Genomic DNA, 20,377 nt, shown 5'->3' on the forward strand with positions numbered 1-20,377 from the left:
GGGTGTCGGTGGTGGCGCCCAGGTCCTTGCGGGCGGCGTCCCGGAAGGCGGCGCAGAGGCCGGTGAGATGCCCGAGCAGGTCGCGCACGGCGAGGCCGGGGCAGGGCGTGGGGTCCCCCAGCCGCGCGTCGTCCACCTCCCGGGCGAGCCGGGCGACGATACGGGTCTGCGGTCCCAGGTCGACGACGGTGTCGGTCATCGTGGCTCCTCAGGGAGGCGGGGCGGTGTCCTGAAGGGTGGACCGCCGCCCCCGGGCGAACTCATCGCCCGGGGGCGCCGCGCTCGCCCTCGGCCCCGCCCCGGCTCCCCCGGGTCAGCGCGCCGCCAGCGCCTCCCGCACCGCCGCGAGGTCGGCGTCGGAGGCCAGTCCCGCGTGGTAGAGGCGGGCCTCGGTCGCGCCGTGCGCGCGGGCCCCCGCCAGCCGGGCGGCGAGGCCGGTGGGGTCGCCGCCCATGCCGGAGACGACCGGGAGGTTCGCGGCGAGCACCGCGTCCGGGCGGCCCTGCGCGGCGAACGGCGTGAGCAGGCCGGGTCCGTCCGCGCACGGGACGACCACACCGTCCGCGACGGACAGGATGTGCGCGGGGTCGACGCCGGGGTTGGCGCCGACGTGGTGGGTGACCGGGTCGGCGTGCAGCAGCACCTGGAACCCGGCCGGGGCGGCGGCCCTGACCGCGGCGACCGCCTCCTCCTGGAGGGTGCGGGCGACGCCGTCGCGCCAGGCGCGGACGGCCCCGGCCTCCGCCGCGCCGAGCAGGGTCCCGACGGCGTCCCAGCCGCCGCCGGGCTCCGGCGCGCCCCGCCAGACGGGCTCCAGGGCGGCGCGCACCCGGGCCGCCAACGCGTCGGCGTCCAGGCCCTGTTCGCCGTAGCCGGTGCGGCAGACCGGGCAGAAGCAGAGTGCCATCAGGTACTCGGCGGCCTCGCCGAGCGGGACCCCGCCGGTCTTGTCGTGGGCGTGCAGATGGGTGAGGCCGTACCAGCCGAGGGACTCCAGCTCGGTGCCGCCCGCGCCGGGCCGCGCCGCCGCCTCGGCGGCCAGGTCGACCAGGTAGGTCCGGGTGGCGGGGCGGGCGACGCAGGGCGCCCACGGGTAGCGGTCGCCGTAGGCGTTGACGACGGAGGTGTCCGGACGGTCGGCGCCCAGGCGGGAGTTGTGCGCGAGGACTACCCAGGTGTGCACGTCGAGTCCGGCCGCGGCGAGCGCCTCGGCGGCCTCGCCCCAGGCGTCGCCCGGCGCCCAGTCACCGGCCGGGTACGGGCGCAGCTCCCGCCCGCGCCACCGGTCGCCCGGCGGGTAGAGGACGGCGGCGTGCTCGGCGGTGACGATCCGGTGGCGGGGGTGGCGCGGGGTGAGGGCGCGGGTGGAGTGGTAGGCGGCGGCGAGCGTGACCTGCTCCACGCCGAGCGCGGCGATCCGCTCGGGCGCCGCGGGGTCGCCGCAGACGTCCCAGGGGTAGACGAACGCGGACGTCCTCACCGGTCCCCCTCCAGCAGCGCGTGGCCGCGTTCGATCAGGTGGGCGAGCTGCTTGACGTGCTCCTCGGTCGGCTCGTGCAGCGGCGGCCTGACCTCGCCGACGTCGAGCCCGGTCATCCGCACCCCGGCCTTGACCAGGGCGACGGCGTACCCGCGGCCCTGGGCGCGCAGTTCGACGAACGGCCGGTAGAACCCGTCGAGGAGGCGGTGGGCGGTGGCGTCGTCGCCGGTCCTGAGCGCGGTGTGGAAGGCGAGGGCGATCCGGGGCACGAAGCAGAAGACGGCGGAGGAGTAGAGGGTGATGCCGAGGCCCCGGTAGGCGAGCTGGGTCTGCTCGGCGGTCGGCAGCCCGTTGAAGTAGAGGAACTCCGCGGGGACCTCGGTGCGGACGGCGCTGACGGTCCGCTGCATCAGGTCGAGGTCGCCGAGCCCGTCCTTGAGGCCGATGATCCCGTCGGTGCGGGCGAGTTCGACGACGGCGGGCGGGGTGAACACGGCGTTGTCGCGCTGGTAGACGATGACGGGCAGCGCGGTCGCGGCGGCCACCTCGCGGTAGTGCCGCACCAGCCCCTCCTGTCCGGCGACCACCAGGTAGGGCGGCATGGCGAGCAGCCCGTCGGCCCCGGCCGCCTCGGCGAGCCGGGCGTAGCGGACGGCGAGCGCGGTCCCGTACCCGGCGCCCGCCACCACCGGCACCCGCCCCTCGGCGGCCTCGACGGCGGCCCGCACGCACCGCTCGTACTCCTCGGGCGTGAGCGCGTGGAACTCGCCGGTGCCGCAGCAGGCGAAGACGGCGGCGGCACCGGCGTCGACCCCGCGGCGCACGTGGGCGCGGTAGACGTCGAGGTCGAGGTCGCCGCCGGGCCCGTAGGCGGTGACGGGGAAGAACAGCGGCCCGCTGGGGATGCTGAGTCGAGCGGCGAGAGGGGCAGGCGTCACGGGCTCTCCCTGGGGCTGGCGTGAACGTTCTTCCGGGGCGCACGCGGTCGGGCGGGTACGCCTTCCGCTGCGTACGTTCCTCTGATCAGTGTCCATATTTCTGAACAACAGCAGCCTATGAAGCGGACTCCGACCCGGTCAAGCGCGCGGATCGGGCGGACACCAGCGGAAAGGGCGCGCGCACGGGGGCGCGGCGGCACACTTGACGGCGTACGCGGGACCTCCCTAGCGTGGTCACGAATGTGAATTACATCCACAGATGAGGCCACCTGTCTCAGGCGGCGGACCCCAAGGAGACCCGAGGATGCCCGCTCCCCGCACCGTTCTGCTCACCGGCGCCGCCGGCGGCCTCGGCACCCTGATGCGGGACCTGCTCCCGGCCCACGGCTACCGGCTGCGCCTGTTCGACCTGCGCCCCGTCGAGGGCGCCCCGGACGCGATCACCGCGGACCTCGCCGACCGGGCGGCCGTGCGCGAGGCCGTGCGGGGCGTCGACGCGATCATCCACCTCGCGGGCATCTCCCTGGAAGCCCCCTTCGAGAAGATCCTGCGGGCCAACATCGAGGGCACCTACCACCTCTACGAGGCCGCGCGCGAGGAGGGCGTCGGACGGATCGTCTTCGCCTCCTCCAACCACGCCGTCGGCTTCACCCCGCGCCCGCAGGGCGACGACCCGCTCATCCCGATCGACACCCCGCGCCGCCCGGACACCTTCTACGGCCTCTCCAAGTGCTTCGGCGAGGACCTCGCCCAGCTCTACTGGGACCGGCACGGCCTGGAGACCGTCTCGGTGCGCATCGGCTCCTGCTTCCCCGAGCCGACCAGCGTGCGCATGCTGTCGGTCTGGATGAGCCCCGCCGACGGCGCCCGCCTCTTCCACGCCGCCCTGACCGCCGAGAACGTCGGCCACACCGTCGTGCACGGCTCCTCCGCCAACACCCGGCTCTGGTGGGACCTCTCCGGGGCGCGCGCCCTCGGCTACGAACCCCAGGACGACTCCGAGCCGTACGCCGCGAAGCTGATCGCCGAGCAGGGGGAGCTGGATCCGGACAACATCGGACATGCGTGTTTGGGCGGCCACTTCGTGAACGACCCGCCGATCTGGCCGTACTGATCCTTTCGCGGGAGCGATTTTCCGTGGGGCGGGCACCGAACGGGCCCGCCCTCCGGCACGTTCGGGCACGGCCACTGCCCGATCCCACGCCCCCCACAGCTGCCGCGCAGGTCGAAGGCGGTCCCCGCGTGAGGCAAACGGGCCGACCCGGGCAGGAACGGGCGTGCAACAAGCCTGGTCAGAGGCGCGTGCCCGTTGTAGAACTTCCCCCATGGGTCCCACCGGGCCCGAACGGGCACACACAATGGGGTGAGAGGCGGGTGTCAGCCATGGAGGCGAGATCGGCGGAGGAACGCCAGCGGGAGATCGTGCAGGTCGCCCGCGCCACCGGTTCGGTCGACGTCACCGCGCTCGCCGACCGCCTGGGCGTGGCGAAGGAGACCGTACGGCGGGATCTGCGCGCCCTGGAGGACCACGGCCTGGTGCGCCGCACCCACGGTGGCGCCTACCCCGTGGAGAGCGCCGGTTTCGAGACGACTCTCGCCTTCCGCGCCACCAGCCACGTGCCCGAGAAGCGCCGGATCGCCGCAGCGGCGGCCGAGCTGCTCGGGGACGCCGAGACGGTCTTCGTCGACGAGGGCTTCACCCCCCAGCTCATCGCCGAGGCCCTCCCCCGGGACCGTCCGCTGACCGTGGTCACCGCCTCGCTCCCCGTCGCGGGCACCCTCGCCGAGGCCGAGAACGTCTCGGTGCTGCTGCTCGGAGGGCGGGTCCGTCCGGGCACGCTCGCCACCGTCGACCACTGGACCACCAAGATGCTGGCCGGTTTCGTGGTCGACCTCGCCTTCATCGGCGCCAACGGCATCTCCCGCGAACACGGCCTGACCACCCCCGACCCCGCCGTGTGCGAGGTCAAGGCCCAGGCCATCCGCGCCGCGCGGCGCACCGTGTTCGCGGGCGTGCACACCAAGTTCGGCGCGGTCAGCTTCTGCCGGTTCGCGGAGATCGGCACGCTGGAGGCCATCGTCACCAGCACCATGCTGCCGTCGGCCGAGGCCCACCGGTACTCGTTGCTGGGGCCGCAGATCATCCGTGTCTGACCGTTTCACCACTGTTCCCCCCAGGGCTTCTTCACACCCGTAAGCGCCCCTTATCTACACTTATGTTCAGGAGCGATCCATGCGCACCCCGAGCCGACGGAGGCCGCGAGCAACGCTTGCCATGGCCGCCGCAGGGACGCTGCTCGCCGCCCCGATGCTCTCCGGCTGTTGGGTCGGGGCGGGCGGGTCGGGTTCCGGCGGCGACTCCGTCAACGTCCTCATGGTGAACAACCCGCAGATGGTGGAGCTCCAGAAGCTCACCGCGGGACACTTCACCAAGGAGACGGGCATCAAGGTGAACTTCACCGTGCTGCCCGAGAACGACGTCCGCGACAAGATCAGCCAGGACTTCGCCAACCAGGCGGGCCAGTACGACGTCGCGACCCTCAGCAACTACGAGATACCGATCTACGCCCGCAACGGGTGGCTGCACGACATGGACCCGTACGTGGCCAAGGACCCCGGCTACGACGAGAAGGACATCCTCAAGCCGATGCGCCAGTCGCTGACCGGCGACGACGGCAAGCTCTACGGCCAGCCGTTCTACGGCGAGTCCTCCTTCCTGATGTACCGCAAGGACGTCTTCAAGGAGAAGGGCCTGACCATGCCGGCCCACCCCACCTGGACCCAGATCGCCGACCTGGCCGCCCAGGTGGACGGCGCCAAGCCCGGCATGAAGGGCATCTGCCTGCGCGGCCTGCCCGGCTGGGGCGAGGTGATGGCGCCGCTCACCACCGTCGTCAACACCTTCGGCGGCACCTGGTTCGACAAGGACTGGAAGGCCCGGCTCGACTCCCCCGAGTTCCAGAAGGCCGTCAAGTTCTACGTCGACCTGGTCCGCAAGCACGGTGAGTCCGGCGCCGCCCAGTCCGGCTTCGCCGAGTGCCTGAACAACCTCACCCAGGGCAAGGTCGCCATGTGGTACGACGCCACCAGCGCCGCCGGTGCCCTGGAGGCCGCCAACTCCCCGGTCAAGGGCAAGCTCGACTACGCCCCCGCGCCGGTGGAGAAGACCGAGTCGGCGGGCTGGCTCTACACCTGGGCCTGGGGCATCCAGAAGGCGTCCCGCAACTCCGACAACGCCTGGAAGTTCGTCTCCTGGGCGTCCAGCAAGGAGTACGAGGAGCTGGTCGGCAAGACCAGCGGGTGGGCCAACGTGCCGGCCGGCAAGCGCGCCTCGACGTACAGCAACGCCGACTACCGCAAGTCCGCCGCCTCCTTCCAGGAGATGACGAAGGAAGCCATCGAGGGCGCCCGCCCGAACGACCCGGGCGTGCAGCCGCGCCCCGCGCCCGGCATCCAGTTCGTCGGCATCCCCGAGTTCACCGACCTCGGCACCAAGGTCTCCCAGGAGATCAGCGCGGCCATCGCCGGACGCCAGTCCGTCGAGTCGGCCCTGAAGAAGTCCCAGAAGCTGGCCGCGAAGATCTCCGAGGAGTACGAGGGACGATGACCGCTACGACGGCGGCCCCACGGGCCGCGACCCCCGTACCCACCCGCAACCAGCCCTCCGCCCGGCTGCGCGCCTGGGCCACCAGGGCACCGCTGCTGCCCGCCCTGATCTTCATGATCGCGGTGACCCAGCTCCCCTTCGTGGCCACCCTGGTCATCTCGTTCTTCGACTGGAACGCGCTGTACCCGAAGGCCCGCCGCTTCACCGGCTTCGGCAACTACCAGCAGGTCCTCTCCGACGCCGACCTGCGCCACTCGGTCTGGACGACGATCCTGCTGACCGCGGCCGTGGTGCTGGCCAGCCTGGTCCTCGGCCTCGGCCTCGCCCTGCTGCTCGACCGCAAGTTCCGCGGCCGGGGCGTGGTCCGCACCCTGCTGATCGCCCCGTTCCTGGTCGTCCCGGTGGCCGCCGCGCTGCTGTGGAAGCACGTCCTCTACAACCCGGAGTACGGTCTGCTCAACGGCCTGCTGCACTACGTGGGCGGCCCGCAGCCCGACTGGATCTCCAACACCCCGCTGCTCGCCGTCGAGGCGTCGCTCGTCTGGCAGTGGACGCCGTTCATGATGCTGATCCTGCTGGCCGGGCTGCAGAGCCGCGACTCCCAGCAGATGGAGGCCGCCCGGGTGGACGGCGCGAGCGACTGGCAGATCTTCCGCCACCTCACGCTGCCGCACCTGCGCCGCTACCTCGAACTCGGCGGGCTGCTCGGCTCGATCTACATCGTGCAGAACTTCGACGCCGTCTTCACCATCACCTCCGGCGGTCTGGGCACCGCCAACCTGCCCTACACCGTCTACCAGAGCTTCTACCAGGCGCACGAGAACGGCCTCGCCTCGGCGGCCGGTGTCCTGGTGGTCATCGGCTCGATCGTCATCGCGACCTTCGCGCTGCGCGTGGTGTCGTCCCTGTTCCGTGAGGAGGTGGGCCGCGCATGAGCGCCACGACCGCAACGCCCGTACGCCGTAAAGGTTTTGGCCTGGGCCTGCTGGCCTGGCTGGCGGGCATCGTGTTCTTCCTCCCGATCGCCTGGATGACGCTGACGTCCTTCCACTCGGAGAGCGACGCGGCCACCAACCCGCCGTCCTTCGCGGCGCCGCTCACCCTGGACGGCTACCGCGACTTCTTCGGCAGCGGCGGCGGCGCGAGCCCCTGGCCCTCGCTGATCAACTCGACGGTGGCGTCGCTGACGTCGACGCTGCTGGTCCTGGTGCTCGCCCTGCCGGCCGCCTACGCGCTGTCCATCCGGCCGGTGAAGAAGTGGACCGACGTCCTGTTCTTCTTCCTGTCGACCAAGATGCTGCCGGTCGTCGCGGGCCTGCTGCCGATCTACCTGTTCGCCAAGAACACCGGCATGCTCGACAACATCTGGCTGCTGGTCATCCTCTACACCTCCATGAACCTGCCGATCGCGGTCTGGATGATGCAGTCGTTCCTGGCCGAGGTGCCCGTCGCGGTCATCGAGGCCGCGCGGGTCGACGGCGCCAAGCTGCCGACCATCCTGGCCCGCGTGGTGGCCCCGATCGCCCTGCCGGGCATCGCCGCGACCGCGCTGATCTGCTTCATCTTCAGCTGGAACGAGCTGCTGTTCGCCCGCGTCCTCAGCGGCGTGGTCGCCGAGACCGCCCCGGTCTTCCTGACCGGCTTCATCACCAGCCAGGGCCTCTTCCTGGCCAAGGTGTGCGCCGCGTCGCTCGTCATCTCCCTGCCGGTGCTCGCCGCGGGGTTCGCCGCCCAGGACAAGCTGGTCCAGGGCCTCTCTCTGGGAGCCGTCAAATGAAGGCCGCCGTCATCGAGTCCGTGGGCCGCGCCGTCGTCAGCGAGGTCCCCGACCCGACGCCGGGACCGCGTGACGTCGTCGTCGAGGTCGCCGCGTGCGGCATCTGCGGCACCGATCTGCACATCCTCCAGGGCGAGTTCGCGCCCAAGCTGCCGATCGTCCCGGGCCACGAGTTCGCGGGCGAGGTCGTCGGTGTCGGCGCCCAGGTCACCGAGGTGTCGGTGGGCGACCAGGTGGCCGTCGACCCGTCCCTGTACTGCTACGAGTGCCGGTTCTGCCGGGACGGCCACAACAACATGTGCGAGCGGTGGGCCGCGATCGGCGTGACCACCGCGGGCGGCGCCGCCCAGTACGCGGTGGCGCCGGTGGCCAACTGCGTGAAGCTGCCCGAGCACATCCGCACCCAGGACGCGGCCCTGATCGAGCCGCTGTCCTGCGCGGTGCGCGGCTACGACGTCCTCAACTCCCGCCTCGGCGCCCGCGTCCTGATCTACGGCTCGGGCACCATGGGCCTGATGATGCTGGAGCTGGCCAAGCGCACCGGCGCCGCCAGCGTCGACGTCGTCGACCTCAACCCGACCCGTCTGGAGACCGCGCAGCGGCTCGGCGTCACCGGGGCCGCGGCCAACGCGGACGAGCTGGAGCGGCCGCAGGGCTGGGACGTCGTCGTCGACGCCACCGGCAACGCGGCGGCGATCCAGGACGGCCTCGGCCGGGTGGCGAAGGCGGGCACCTTCCTCCAGTTCGGGGTGGCCGACTACGCGACGCGGGTGACCATCGACCCGTACCGCATCTACAACCAGGAGATCACCATCACCGGTTCGATGGCGGTCCTGCACAGCTTCGAGCGGGCGGCCGACCTGTTCGCGAACGGCGTGCTCGACCCGGAGATCTTCATCAGCGACCGCATCGCGCTGGACAACTACCCGCAGGCTCTCGAGCAGTTCGCGGCGGGCGTCGGCCGGAAGATCGTGGTCGTGCCGTAACGGACCCCACCCCCACCCCCCACACGTTCGGGCCCGGAATCCCTCACAGGGTTCCGGGCCCGAACGGCGTCACCCAAACCGGCTCAAAGGTTCGACATCGGGTAAGGGAACGGTAAAGCGGTGTTGCTCGTTCCCCCTGCATGACAGCTATGACCCCCGGCTCGAACATCCCTCTCTCCGTCGCCCGCGTGGTGGTGGACGTCGCCGCCCCCGTGCGGCTCGACGTATCGGGCCTGCTGCTCACCGGCGACGGCAAGGTGCGCTCCGACGACGACTTCATCTTCTACAACCAGCCGTCAGGGCCGGGCGTGACGTACCGCTCGGGCGGCGGCACCGCGCCGGACGCGATCGTGGTGGACACCACCGCGGTCCCCCCGGGCATCGAGAAGATCGTCGTGACGGCGAGCCCCGACGCGGCCGGTCAGACCTTCCAGGGCATCGAGCCGACGGCCACCCTCCGCGGCGCCGACGACCACAGCGTCCTGGCCACCTTCACTCCCCCGCAGCTCGGTGCCGAGACGGCGCTGGTGATCATGGAGATCTACCTGCGCAACGGCGCCTGGAAGGCCCGCGCGGTGGGCCAGGGCTACGCGAACGGCCTGGCCGGGATCGCGACGGACTTCGGCGTGACGGTGGAGGAGCCCGCCCCGGCCGCTCCCCCGGCCCCGCAGGCCGCTCCCCCGGCCCCGCAGATGGCGGCACCCCCGATGCCGTCGGCGCCGCCCGCCCCGCCCGCCGCCCCGCCGGGCACCGGCAAGGTCAACCTCGACAAAGGCCGCGTCAGCCTCCAGAAGAACCAGACCGTCTCCCTCGTCAAGGGCGGCCGCCCGCTGCTCTCCCAGGTCAGGATGGGCCTGGGCTGGGAGCCCGCCTACGGCGGCCGGGACATCGACCTGGACGCGTCGGTCATCGCCTACGGCCCCCAGCGCAACCACCTCGACAGCTGCTACTTCGGCAAGCTGACCATCCTCAACGGCGCGATCAAGCACTCGGGCGACAACCTCACCGGCGAGGGCGGCGGGGACGACGAGGTGATCGTCGTCGACCTCGGCCGCATCCCGCAGGAGGCGACCGGGCTGGTCTTCACGGTGAACTCCTTCTCCGGGCAGAAGTTCACGGAGGTCGCCAAGGCGTACTGCCGCCTGGTCGACGCCGCCACCGACGAGGAGCTGGTCCGCTTCGACCTCACGGGCGCCGAGCCGCAGACGGGCGTGCTGATGGCGAAGCTGATCCGCCAGTTCTCCGGCGAGTGGGAGATGACGGCCATCGGCGACTTCGTGAAGGCCCGCACGGTGCGGAACATGGTGAAGCCGGGGGCGCAGGCGCTGTAGCCGCTCACCGGCCGGAACGGGCCCCGGGCGACCGGGGCCCACCGGCCGGGCCCGCCACTCAGTCGCCCCGGTTCCCTGCCGCGTTCCTGCGGGCCGCCGCCACGAAGAGGACCGCGGCGGCCCCGGCGAAGCCCAGGCCCACGGTCGCGCAGAGCGTGACCGTCCGGGAGGAGGCGTCCGCCAGCCGGGGGACGCCGTTGACCAGGGCGAGCCCGTAGAGGCACAGCAGCGCCCAGGCGGTGAGCCGCGCCCCGGCCCCGCCCCGGCGCAGCCAGGACGGTGTCCGTCCCGCCAGGATCATCACCGCCACCGGAACCATCAGCACCGTGCACACGGCCAGCGCCACCGCGTGGTACACCGGATCGCCGTTCACCTTCGCCCCCCGTCGCAGATGACCGGCAGCCTAGGGAGGGACGCGGCCCGCGTCCACGCCGGGGTGCGGGAGCCCGTCCCCGGTCAGGCCGACGCGCGGACGACCAGTTCGGGGACGACCCACGCGTCCGCCCCGCTCAGCGGCTCCTCACCGGCCCGCAGGCGGGCGACCTGCTCGACCGCGAGACGGCCGAGGCGGCGCTTGTCGATGTGCAGGGTGCTCAGCGCGGGCTCCACCAGCTCGCCCAGCGAGAGCCCGTCGAAGCCGAGGACGGCGACGTCGTCCGGCACCCGGCGCCCCGCGCCCCGCGCGGCCCGGACCGCGCCGACGGCGATCAGGTCGTTGAAGCCGACGACGGCCGTCACCTCGGGCCGCCGCGCGAGCAGCCGCGCCATCCCCGCCCCGCCGCCGCTCACGCTGTGCTCGGGGCAGAGCACGATCCAGCTCTCGTCGACCGGCAGCCCGTGCCGCCGCACCGCGCGTTCGAAGGCGACACGGCGCGGCCCCGGCGCCCCCGCGTCGCCGTCCAGGAGGCCGATCGCCCGGTGCCCGGCCGCGACCAGGTGGGCGACACCGCGCTCCATGCCCGCGGCGACGTCGATGCCGACCGCGCCGAACCTGGTCTGCCGCGGACCGCGTTCCAGCAGGACGAGCGGGACGCCGCCGAGGTGCCGAGCGAGCACCTCGTCGGCGTCGGTGAAGTAGCCGACGACCGCGTCGGCCTGGTGCGAGAGCATGTCGAGCGCCTCCCGCTCGCGGCCCGGGTCGGTGCGGGAGTCCCACACCACGACCTGCCAGCCGCGCTGCTCGGCCGCCTCCAGGACACCCGCGGCGACCTCGGGGAAGTACGGGTTCATCAGGTCGGGGACGACGAGTCCGGTGGTCACCCCGCCCTTGCGGACCAGCCCGCGGGCGAACCGGCTGGGCCGGTAGTCGAGGCGGCGTGCCGCGTCCAGGACGCGTTCCTTGGTGGCGGGGTCGATCTCGCCCTTGTCGTTGACGGCACGGGAGACGGTCTGCCGTGACACACCGGCCAGGTGGGCGACGTCATGGATGGTGGCCCGGCGCCGGGCCCCGTCCACCCGCCCGTCCCCCGTGTCCCGCGTGTCCCGCCCGTCCCGCTGCTGATCGTCCGCCCGCACGCCGTGCACTGTATCCGGAGGGGCCGTGGCCGTCGCCGCGCGGCCCCGCCGGAGGCGACAGGGCGGGACGGGCGGCGGACGGCGACGTCGGTCAGTCGGCGTCGGGCGTCCGGCGACCGGCGACAGGCAGCCGGAGTGCGGCATCCGGTGCCCGGTGCCCGGCGACCAATGTCCAGTGTCCGGCGACCGGCGACCGGGCTCTAGAACAGCGCGCTGTAGGCGTTCAGGGCGGGCTGGCCGCCGAGGTGGGCGTACAGGACGGTGGAGTCGCGGGCGATCTCGCCGCGCTTCACCAGGTCGACGAGCCCGGCCATCGACTTGCCCTCGTAGACGGGGTCGGTGACCATCCCCTCGGTGCGTGCCGCGAGCCGCATCGCCTCCAGGGTCGTCTCGTCGGGGATGCCGTACGTCCCGGCGTGGTAGCGCTCGTCCAGCTCGACGTCCGCCTCCGTCAGCTCCCTCTCGACGCCGATGAGCCGACCGGTGCGGTCGGCGATCCTGGCGATCTGCTCCCGGGTCCTGGCGGGGGCCGCGGAAGCGTCGACGCCGATCACCCGGCGGGGTCGGCCGCCCGCCTGCTCCAGCGCGGCGAACCCGGCGACCATCCCGGCCTGCGTGGATCCGGTCACCGAGCAGACGATCACGGTGTCGAAGAAGACGTCCGCCTCGCGCTCCTGCTCCGCGACCTCGTAGGCCCAGTTGGCGAAGCCCAGGCCGCCCAGCGGATGGTCCGAGGCACCGGCCGGGACGGCGTACGGCTTGCCGCCGGACTCCTCGACCTCGCGCAGCGCCCGCTCCCAGCTCTCCTTGAACCCGATGTCGAACCCGGCCCGCACCAGCCGGACGTCCGCCCCGGCCAGTCGGCTGATCAGGATGTTGCCGACCTTGTCGTAGACGGAGTCCGGCCACTCCACCCAACTCTCCTGGAGCAGCACGCACTTGAGCCCGGCGCGGGCGGCGACGGCGGCGACCTGGCGGGTGTGGTTGGACTGGACGCCGCCGATCGAGACGAGCGTGTCGCAGCCCTGCGCGAGGGCGTCGGCGACCAGGTACTCCAGCTTGCGGGTCTTGTTGCCGCCGTACGCGATACCGGAGTTGCAGTCCTCCCGCTTGGCCCAGAGGGAGGCGCCGCCGAGGTGGTCGGTGAGCCGGGCCAGCGGGTGGATCGGGGACGGGCCGAACAGCAGCGGGTAACGCTCGTACGAGGCGATGGACTTGGCGGGCGGGGGTGTCATGGTTCCTCCGGAGGGTCAGTCGTCGTCGGCGAGTTCGGCGAGGCTGCGCCAGATCTCGGCGGTGACACGGACCGCGTCGTCCACGTCGCCGGCCGCGCAGGCGTCGATCAACTGCTCGTGCAGGCCCGCCGAACGGCAGCTGCCGCCCTCACCGAAGCGCTGCCGCTCCAGTCGGCGCACGAGCGGGGTGTGACGGGTGATGGTGGCCGCGGCGGCGCGGTTGGCGGCGACCCGCACGAGGACGTCGTGCAGCGCGTCGTCGGCGGCCAGCGCCCCGTCCACGTCGCCCACGGAGACGGCGGTGGCGAACCGCTCGTTGGCCGCGCGCATCGCCAGGACGTCGGCGCCGGTCAGCCGGGGCACCGCGACCCGGGTGGCCAGCTCGTGCATGGCGCCGACGACGGCGGCGGCGTCCCGGACGTCGGCGGCGACGACCGGGGTCACCCGGGTGTAGCTCTGCGGCTTGCTCTCCAGCAGTCCCTCGTCCACGAGGCGGGAGAACGCCTCGCGCACGGGGGCCCGGGACAGGCCGAGCCGCTCGGCGAGGTCGGCGTCCCGCACCACCGCGCCGGGCTCGATGCGCCCGGTCACGATGGCGTCCCGGATCGATGCGTAGGCGCGGTCCCTGAGCAGGGTGCGCCGGACGGGTCGCAGAGGCTCCATGACTGAAATGTTAGATGTCAGTCACGGGCGCGACAAGGGGCCGCTTCGGTGCGCACGGGGAAGGGCGCGTCCCGCACCCCCCGTTTGAAGTGCGGGCCGCGCCCGGCAGGATCGGCGTCGCACTGAGCCTGGTGGGACGCCGCGCACCCACTGTAGGAGGCGGGCCGTGAGAGGGGCGAGGTCATTACCCGCCCGTCCGTGCCCGGCCGGGCACGGACGGGACCGGAGACCGCCGGAAGCGGCCCCGCGACGGCCAGGAGCGGCGCCGGAACAGGCCCTGAGCAGGGCCGGAACAGGGCCGGAGCCCGAGCGGGCGCCGACCGGAGACCGATCCGGACCAGATCATCCGGAACAGGTCGGGCGGCCGCTTCCGGGGACCGCCGGACCCGCGCCCGGGGCCCTGTCCCGGACTCTTCTCAACCCCCGTGCTGGGAACGGGCCTTGAAGGCGGCCTTGCGGGCCTCCTTGGCGATCCGCTTGTCCGGGTGCAGTCGCCCCATGGCCTCCAGGACGTCGGCGGTGGCGGGGTGCTCGACCCGCCAGGCGGCGTCGAAGAAACCGCGGTGCTGGGCCGCCAGCCCCTGGACCAGGGCGCGCAGCTCCTCGGAGTTGCCCTCGGCGGCGAGCTGCGCGGCGACCGTGTCGATGGTCAGCCAGAAGATCAGGTCCTCGGAGGGCGCGGGCACGTCCCGGCAGCCGTTCTCGGTGAGCCAGACCCGGGCCAGGCCGCCGAGTTCGGCGTCGTCGAGGACCTCGCGCAGCGCGGGTTCGGCCTCGGCGCCGACCAGCGAGAGGGCCTGCTGGCAGTGGAGCCTGCGCAGCGGTGCGGCGGGGTCCTGGCCGCGCGCGGCGGACAGCAGGTCGCGGGCCGCGTCGAGGGGCGCGCGGCGGCGCACCCACTGGTCGATCTCGGCCTGCGCGGCGGCCTGCGGGAACGTCGCGGTGCCGTCGAGGAGCGCGTCGGCGTCCTTGTCGGCGAGGTCGCCGACGGCGGGCGCGGCGAGACCGGCCTCCAGGAGCCGGGCGCGCAGCCCGTAGCGGCCGAGCGGGGTGAGGCGGACCATGCCGTAGCGGGAGACGTCGGTGTCGTCGACGGGGGCGGCGGGCTCCTCGTCGGCGTCCGCCATCAGGGCCTCGTCGACGGGCTGGTACTCGACCAGGCCGACCGGTTCGAGCAGGCGGAACTGGTCGTCGAGGCGCATCATCGCGTCGGAGACCTGCTCCAGGACATCGTTGGTGGGCTCGCCCATATCGCTGGGCACGATCATCGAGGCGGCGAGGGCGGGCAGCGGGACGGGGGCGTCGCCGGGTCCGTCCTCGGTGACGGTGAGCAGGTAGAGGTTGCCGAGGACGCCGTCGAGGAACTCGGCCTCGGCCTCGGGGTCCCAGTCGAGTCCGGTGAGGTCCGGCTCGCCGGGGCCGTCGACGGCGTCGATCAGTCCGTCGAGGTCGGGGACGGTGGCGTCGGCGAGGACGGTCTCCAGAGCGGTGAGCCAGAGGCCGAGCACGTCGTGCGGGGAACCGGCCAGCAGGGCGAGGTCCTCGCCCGCGGTGACGGTGCCGTCGCTGTCGTCGTCGGCGTCGGCGATCTCCACCAGGCCGGTGTCGACGGCGACCCGCCACGCCTCGCTGGCGTACGCGGTGGCGTCCTCGCCGGTCAGGCCGAGGGCCTCGGCGGCGGCGGGGAGCTGCTCGTCGACGAGGCCGCCGCCGGCGTCGACCCGGGTGCCGGGACCGGCCCAGCGGGCGAGCAGCGCGGCCCGGGAGAGCAGGGGCGTGGACAGCGCGTCCCGCGCCAGCTCCGCTTCGGAGTGCAGCCGCACCGGCGGCAGGGGGGAGCTGTCTGGCATCGGCTGGTTCTCCTCGGGCCGGGTGGGTCTCGGCCGCTCAGCCTAGACGGATTTGGGACCATGCCGCCCGGTTCCTCTCCCGGCCCGCGTCAGGACATGGCCGAAACCCCGGCGGGGAGCGCAGTGGGCACGGGGGATCGCGTACGAAAAGGGGTGCGGGCGGGGGCCGGGGGCGGGTCAGGACAGGGTCGCCGGGCTGTGCGGGGCACGGTCGCCGCCCATCGTGTCCCCGCCGTCCCGGCGGTCACGGCGGCCCGGGAGGGATCACGTCCGGGCACGTCGACCGCCCGCCGGGACCCGGCCACCGGTGCGGGCACCCCGGGTCGGGGCGGGTCAGGCACCGCGGCCCGGGGCCGGTGGCACCGCCCGAGCCCGGGGCCGCCGCCGCCACGCCGTCGCCGGAGACGACATCGACCGGAAACCGGCTCCCCGGGACGGCGCGAGCGCCCGGCCGACCGCTGCCGGCGGGGCACTCGCGCGGAACTGCGGGTGACGGTCCCTCAGTTGTGGCTGTTCTGATGACGCAGCAGGTCAGGACATCAGTCCTCCCCCTGGGCCGTCTCTGGGCCGTCGTGCGGTACGCACTCCCCGCGGAAGACGCGATCCACAGCGGCCCGGGTCCGGGCCTCGCTGGACGGCATCAGGTGCGTGTACGTGCGGAGCGCGTGCATCCCGTTATCGCGACCGAAGGGCACGCCAGCGGTGACGAAGATGAGCGAGGCCGTGGCAGTGGGCCCGTCCAGGGTCTTCCAGGGCAAGGTCACCTGCATCGACGGATGCCGGGTGATGTGAGCGGCGAGCGCGAACGCCACGGTCTCGGGCAGCGGCACGTCACGTTCCTCGCCGCCCTTGGGAGGCCCGAAGACGGGACGGGATCCCTGAAGGAGCTTCACCTGCCGGACCACGTGCAGGGTGCCGCCGAGGAAGTCGATGTCGTCGACGGCCAGCCCGAAGATTTCCCCTTGCCACAGTCCGCAGCCAGCACCGACCGCGGTCATCTCCTGGTTCTGGTCGAGCAGGGACTCGTGCAGCTGCATCACGCGGTCCGCAGTCCACAGCTTGATCTTGCGGGGGGCCAGTCGCGGAGCGCGGACCGATCGAGCCCGGCAAGGGTTCTCGGCGATGATCCGGTCCTCTACGGCCGCCGTGAACACCGCCGAGACGTTCGCGAAGATCGAGCGCCGGTAGGAGGCAGCGCGGCCAGTCGCTTCGAGCTGCCTCTCCCAAGAAGGGGAAGGCGTGCACGCGTAGGCGGATCTCGACGCTCTCACGCGTCACGGGGTCAGTGGTGAGCGCCGCCATCCACGTCTTCGCGTACTGCTCGAAGGTCACCACTCCGGCCGATTACATGCGGAGCTTCGACTACGCCTTGGATGGTGGTCACCCCGCGTAGGAGCGTGCACCCTGCGGACATGCGAGCTGGAGGCATGGCCCGCATCGACTACGTCAACGATCCGAACGCCCCGATGGCGAACAGCATCGTCCCCTCCGTGATGGCTGTTGCCGTCAACGACGCCGGTCATGTCCTCATGATCCGCAAGACGCATAACGACCTGTGGGCACTCCCCGGCGGCGATGTGGAGATCGGCGAGTCCGTCGCAGACGCCGCCGTTCGGGAGACCAAGGAAGAGACCGGGATCGATGTCGAGGTGACGCGCGTGGTCGGTCTCTACACCGGCCCGGCTCACGTCATGGCCTACGACGATGGCGAGGTCCGCCAACAGTTCTCGATCTGCTTCACGGCCCGCATCCTCGGTGGCGAGCCCCGAACAAGCAGCGAAAGCAAGGAAGTCGTCTTCGTCGACTCGGAGCAGCTGGGCGAGCTGAACATCCATCCGTCTATGCGGATGCAGATCGAGCACGGCCTGTCCAACCGCTCCGAGCCCTACATCGGGTGACTAGGCAGCGATGCGACTACGAGTGCGTTCGACCGCGGCCCCGAGGTACGGCCGGGCCTTGCTGATCGCGTTGTGCACTTCACTTCCGGGCTCGTACCGCACCAGGATCTCGTCGATCCGACGATCAAAGTCGAAGTTTTGGCCGGCGGGCCCGGTCGTCATGTCAGCGTAGATAAGCGCATCGAGGAGGGGCGAGTCTTCCCGCTCGTAGACGGCCAACTCCGCCGACAGGCCGCGCTGTTCAGCCTCATACACAGCACCGGAGTGATGGGCGACTAGCCGTACGAGCCGGTCGGGAGCCCCCAAGGATTCAAGGTGACGGGCCCCGCCAAGCCGATGGAACCCGGTCTCGCGCAGCTCCGGCGCGTAGCCGATGTCGTGCAACCACGCCGCGGCGACGAGGAGATCGCGCTCATCCTCCGGCACAGCCGCCACAGCATCGCGTGCCCGTGCAGCAACAGCCTGAGTGTGGAGCCAGCGGTTACCGAGCGGGGGCAAGAGAGAATCGGCCAGATCGGCCGCTCCCTGAGGCGTGTCCAGTGCAAGAGGCATGAATCGCACCGCATCCGAGCCGCGGAGCGCAGGACAGTCCGGCGATGCCAACGAGGCCCCTGGTGCGGTGGAACTTTCCCTACTTCATCAAGGCCCGCGCACAGCGCGGGCACGGGCCGCCTCAGCGGCCCGGCCTGCCTCCTGTCTGCGCCCCGGCTGGCCGGGCCCGGCGGCCCGCTGCGTGCATGCGGGCAAGGTCAGGGAACACCCTCTGTGACTGGGGCGGTCGGCTCCACGGCTTTAGGCAGCCACTTTGGGGCGAGCCTCTAAGATCATGGCCCAACGTCGTGCTTTAACGGGCAGCCTCACAGACTGCCCGCCTCGCCATCAACTTAACGGGCCATGATCACTCGCCCCAAAGCAACTCCAGCCCAAGGCCGCTCCGCCGACCTTCTCTGAAGAGGACTTCCGCCCCACCTGGCGGATCTAGAGTTGCCGCATGACTCCTCGCGATCAGAACAGAATGGATCGGTATACCTGGCTGCCTCACCAAGCAGTACGCGCCTGCATTCGGCTATCCAAACGACATGAAAAGAAATTCCAAGAAGCGCGGCATTTTATGATCGACGTCGCCGCGTTCATCTCAATCATGTCACACCCGCCCCAGGGAACACGCAGAACGGATCAGGACATGCTCGACGCTCTGACGCTGGTGGCTGAAATGCAGGTATTACTGGAGACTTCGGAGGAGCGACTGCTCCGAGAGGCTCGACGACGAGGGATCACGTTTCGCGAGATAGCTGATGCCATGGCCATGCAAAGCAGGCAATCCGCAGAACAGCGCTTCATCCGCCTCGCCGGAGGCAAGGGAGAAGCCGAAAAGAATCACATGAATCACCGCCGCCAGGCGCGTTTCGGCTACATCATAGACGCCCAAGACAGGCACGAGAACCACCTCATGAACCTGAATCTAGCATTCCGCTGGATTGCGTTTGATGCGGACCTCCCTGAGGAAGTCGTACAGGATCCTGAGGACGAGAACTAGACCCGACCCCGCCCTGGACGTGGGCTTGTTGGATCAGCAGTAGCATTCCCGAAACGGCCGCCATCTGCTCCGAGCTAACGAATTGCAAACAGGCAATTAGTAGCCCAATTTGAACGAACATACTCAAATTCAGAGCGCGCGCTACGGTCACGATTTTCCCGTATCGAGAGGTTCGCATTAGCAGTTCCACCCCTTCACCTTCCGGAATACTGCTACCGACGAATCAATAGTGGCACTCGTAAGGGGCGGGTTCTCAAAACAGGAAAATGTTATCCGGGCCTAGAAGGACTCCTCGGCCCGCAACGACACAGGTGAGGGACCCGAAGGTCTCCGTTCAAGATCTCAAGCTTGTCAACGAAAAATTGACTACACAGGACGGCACCACGTTATAGACGAGGCGAGCAGCGACGTCGGACCCTCACGCACGAGCGCCCTCCCGGGCCGTCCTAGGGCCGTGGAAGGGCGCTCAGTGTTGACCAACGTCGACAGCTACCGACAGCTCAGCAGCAGGTCAGGGCGTTGACCGATAAGGCAGCCGCAGGTCACGGCCGCCGATGATCAGTTGTGGCTGTGCAGCACGTCGTTGAGGCCCGCCCACTCCGCGTTGTTCGGCACGGCCTGGACGGCGCCGGTGACCGAGTTGCGGCGGAAGAGGATGTTGTCGGCGCCGGACAGCTCGCGGGCCTTGACGATCTGGCCGTCGGGCAGGGTGACCTTGGTGCCCGCGGTGAGGTAGAGCCCCGCCTCGACCACGCAGTCGTCGCCGAGCGCGATGCCGACGCCCGCCTCCGCGCCGACCAGGCTGCGCTCGCCGATGCGCACGCGCTCCTTGCCGCCGCCGGAGAGGGTGCCCATCGTGGACGCGCCACCGCCGATGTCGGCGCCGTCCCCGACGACGACGCCCTGCGAGATGCGGCCCTCGACCATGGAGGTGCCGAGGGTGCCCGCGTTGAAGTTGACGAAGCCCTCGTGCATGACCGTGGTGCCCGCGGCCAGGTGCGCGCCGAGGCGGACCCGGTCGGCGTCGGCGATCCGGACACCGGCCGGGGCGACGTAGTCGGTCATGCGCGGGAACTTGTCGACGCCGGTCACGCCGAGGTGCAGACCCCGGGCGCGGGCGGCGAGCCGGACGGTCTCCAGGGTGTCCACGGCGACCGGGCCGAGGGAGGTCCAGACGACGTTGGCGAGGAAGCCGAAGATGCCGTCCAGGTTCTGCTCGTTGGGCCGCACCAGGCGGTGCGAGAGCAGGTGGAGGCGGAGCCAGACATCGTGGGTGTCGAGGGGCTTGTCGTCCAGGGAGGAGATGACCGTGCGGACCGCGACGATCTCGACGCCACGGATGTCGTCCTTGCCGAGGGCCGCCACGCCGTGCTCGCCCAGCAGTTCGCGGGTGCGGTCGGCGTCGAGCCGCTCGGTGCCGGCCGGTCCCGGCTCCTCCGCCAGCGCGGGCGCGGGGTACCAGGTGTCGAGAACGGTGCCGTCGGCGGCGATCGTGGCGAGGCCGGCGGCCGCGGCGCCGGTGGTGCGAGGAGCAGTCGTGTCGGTCATGAGGGCAACCTA

Annotated in this window: 20 protein-coding genes; 9 read left to right on the forward strand and 11 right to left on the reverse strand. The window is 71.5% G+C overall.

The annotated features are described in order from the left end of the window. The 3 genes from GA0115242_RS36530 to GA0115242_RS36540 form a co-directional block, all read right to left on the reverse strand. On the reverse strand, positions 1-199 hold a 199-nt coding region (locus GA0115242_RS36530; RefSeq protein WP_176729982.1), incomplete at its 3' end, for a maleylpyruvate isomerase N-terminal domain-containing protein. A gap of 114 nt (positions 200-313) precedes the next feature. Next, complete coding sequence (locus GA0115242_RS36535) at positions 314-1,480, reverse strand: hypothetical protein (protein ID WP_093835957.1); 1,167 nt, start codon at positions 1,478-1,480, stop codon at positions 314-316. Next, complete coding sequence (locus GA0115242_RS36540; protein ID WP_093835958.1) at positions 1,477-2,418, reverse strand: 5-dehydro-4-deoxyglucarate dehydratase; 942 nt, start codon at positions 2,416-2,418, stop codon at positions 1,477-1,479. The genes GA0115242_RS36535 and GA0115242_RS36540 overlap by 4 nt, the downstream gene beginning before the upstream one ends. A 304-nt stretch (positions 2,419-2,722) precedes the next feature. Between GA0115242_RS36540 and GA0115242_RS36545 the strand changes: the two genes are divergently transcribed. From GA0115242_RS36545 to GA0115242_RS36575, 7 genes are all read left to right on the forward strand, one after another. Beyond that, positions 2,723-3,532: an NAD-dependent epimerase/dehydratase family protein gene (locus tag GA0115242_RS36545; protein ID WP_093835959.1), complete on the forward strand. Its 810-nt coding sequence runs from the start codon at positions 2,723-2,725 to the stop codon at positions 3,530-3,532. Positions 3,533-3,801: 269 nt separating this feature from the next. Then, entirely contained in the window at positions 3,802-4,572 is a 771-nt protein-coding gene (locus GA0115242_RS36550; RefSeq protein WP_093835960.1) for a DeoR/GlpR family DNA-binding transcription regulator, read from the forward strand. Positions 4,573-4,651: 79 nt separating this feature from the next. Then, positions 4,652-6,025 carry an ABC transporter substrate-binding protein gene (locus GA0115242_RS36555; RefSeq protein WP_093835961.1) on the forward strand — a complete coding sequence of 458 codons (1,374 nt, stop codon included), beginning with the start codon at positions 4,652-4,654 and terminating at the stop codon, positions 6,023-6,025. Continuing rightward, complete coding sequence (locus GA0115242_RS36560) at positions 6,022-6,960, forward strand: carbohydrate ABC transporter permease (RefSeq protein WP_093835962.1); 939 nt, start codon at positions 6,022-6,024, stop codon at positions 6,958-6,960. The genes GA0115242_RS36555 and GA0115242_RS36560 overlap by 4 nt, the downstream gene beginning before the upstream one ends. Then, on the forward strand, positions 6,957-7,802 hold the full coding sequence (locus GA0115242_RS36565; RefSeq protein WP_093835963.1) for a carbohydrate ABC transporter permease: 846 nt from the start codon (positions 6,957-6,959) through the stop codon (positions 7,800-7,802). Before GA0115242_RS36560 ends, GA0115242_RS36565 begins: the two co-directional genes overlap by 4 nt. After that, positions 7,799-8,788, forward strand: coding sequence for a zinc-dependent alcohol dehydrogenase family protein (locus GA0115242_RS36570; protein ID WP_093835964.1), 990 nt, complete (start codon positions 7,799-7,801; stop codon positions 8,786-8,788). Before GA0115242_RS36565 ends, GA0115242_RS36570 begins: the two co-directional genes overlap by 4 nt. Before the next feature lie 149 nt (positions 8,789-8,937). Continuing rightward, on the forward strand, positions 8,938-10,119 hold the full coding sequence (locus GA0115242_RS36575; protein ID WP_093835965.1) for a TerD family protein: 1,182 nt from the start codon (positions 8,938-8,940) through the stop codon (positions 10,117-10,119). A 58-nt stretch (positions 10,120-10,177) separates the two neighbouring features. Here the strand turns inward: GA0115242_RS36575 and GA0115242_RS36580 are convergent, their stop codons facing one another. The 6 genes from GA0115242_RS36580 to GA0115242_RS36605 form a co-directional block, all read right to left on the reverse strand. Then, a complete protein-coding gene (locus GA0115242_RS36580; RefSeq protein WP_141721891.1) occupies positions 10,178-10,492 on the reverse strand; it encodes a hypothetical protein in 315 nt (104 codons plus the stop codon). A gap of 83 nt (positions 10,493-10,575) precedes the next feature. Next, on the reverse strand, positions 10,576-11,634 hold the full coding sequence (locus GA0115242_RS36585; protein WP_370672346.1) for a LacI family DNA-binding transcriptional regulator: 1,059 nt from the start codon (positions 11,632-11,634) through the stop codon (positions 10,576-10,578). Between the two features lie 200 nt (positions 11,635-11,834). Continuing rightward, positions 11,835-12,869, reverse strand: a complete 1,035-nt coding sequence (locus GA0115242_RS36590; RefSeq protein WP_093835968.1) for a 1-aminocyclopropane-1-carboxylate deaminase — start codon at positions 12,867-12,869, stop codon at positions 11,835-11,837. Positions 12,870-12,884: 15 nt separating this feature from the next. Next, positions 12,885-13,532 carry a GntR family transcriptional regulator gene (locus GA0115242_RS36595; protein ID WP_093835969.1) on the reverse strand — a complete coding sequence of 216 codons (648 nt, stop codon included), beginning with the start codon at positions 13,530-13,532 and terminating at the stop codon, positions 12,885-12,887. A 416-nt stretch (positions 13,533-13,948) separates the two neighbouring features. After that, entirely contained in the window at positions 13,949-15,382 is a 1,434-nt protein-coding gene (locus tag GA0115242_RS36600; protein WP_093835970.1) for a hypothetical protein, read from the reverse strand. Between the two features lie 539 nt (positions 15,383-15,921). After that, on the reverse strand, positions 15,922-16,536 hold the full coding sequence (locus tag GA0115242_RS36605; RefSeq protein WP_176729983.1) for a hypothetical protein: 615 nt from the start codon (positions 16,534-16,536) through the stop codon (positions 15,922-15,924). A 273-nt stretch (positions 16,537-16,809) separates the two neighbouring features. Here GA0115242_RS36605 and GA0115242_RS36610 point away from each other — a divergent pair, with 273 nt between their 5' ends. Then, positions 16,810-17,280 carry an NUDIX hydrolase gene (locus tag GA0115242_RS36610; protein ID WP_093835971.1) on the forward strand — a complete coding sequence of 157 codons (471 nt, stop codon included), beginning with the start codon at positions 16,810-16,812 and terminating at the stop codon, positions 17,278-17,280. Here GA0115242_RS36610 and GA0115242_RS36615 read toward each other — a convergent pair whose 3' ends face one another. Continuing rightward, positions 17,281-17,832, reverse strand: a complete 552-nt coding sequence (locus GA0115242_RS36615) for an HD domain-containing protein (RefSeq protein WP_093835972.1) — start codon at positions 17,830-17,832, stop codon at positions 17,281-17,283. Positions 17,833-18,271: 439 nt separating this feature from the next. On the opposite strand from GA0115242_RS36615, the gene GA0115242_RS36620 reads away from it, so the two are divergent. Further along, complete coding sequence (locus tag GA0115242_RS36620; protein WP_141721893.1) at positions 18,272-18,817, forward strand: hypothetical protein; 546 nt, start codon at positions 18,272-18,274, stop codon at positions 18,815-18,817. A gap of 558 nt (positions 18,818-19,375) precedes the next feature. On the opposite strand, the gene dapD is transcribed toward GA0115242_RS36620, so the two are convergent. Continuing rightward, complete coding sequence (gene dapD / locus GA0115242_RS36625) at positions 19,376-20,365, reverse strand: 2,3,4,5-tetrahydropyridine-2,6-dicarboxylate N-succinyltransferase (protein WP_093835974.1); 990 nt, start codon at positions 20,363-20,365, stop codon at positions 19,376-19,378. Between the last annotated feature and the right edge of the window lie 12 nt (positions 20,366-20,377).

Source organism: Streptomyces sp. SolWspMP-5a-2, assembly GCF_900091845.1.
Classification (GTDB): Bacteria; Actinomycetota; Actinomycetes; order Streptomycetales; family Streptomycetaceae; genus Streptomyces; species Streptomyces doudnae.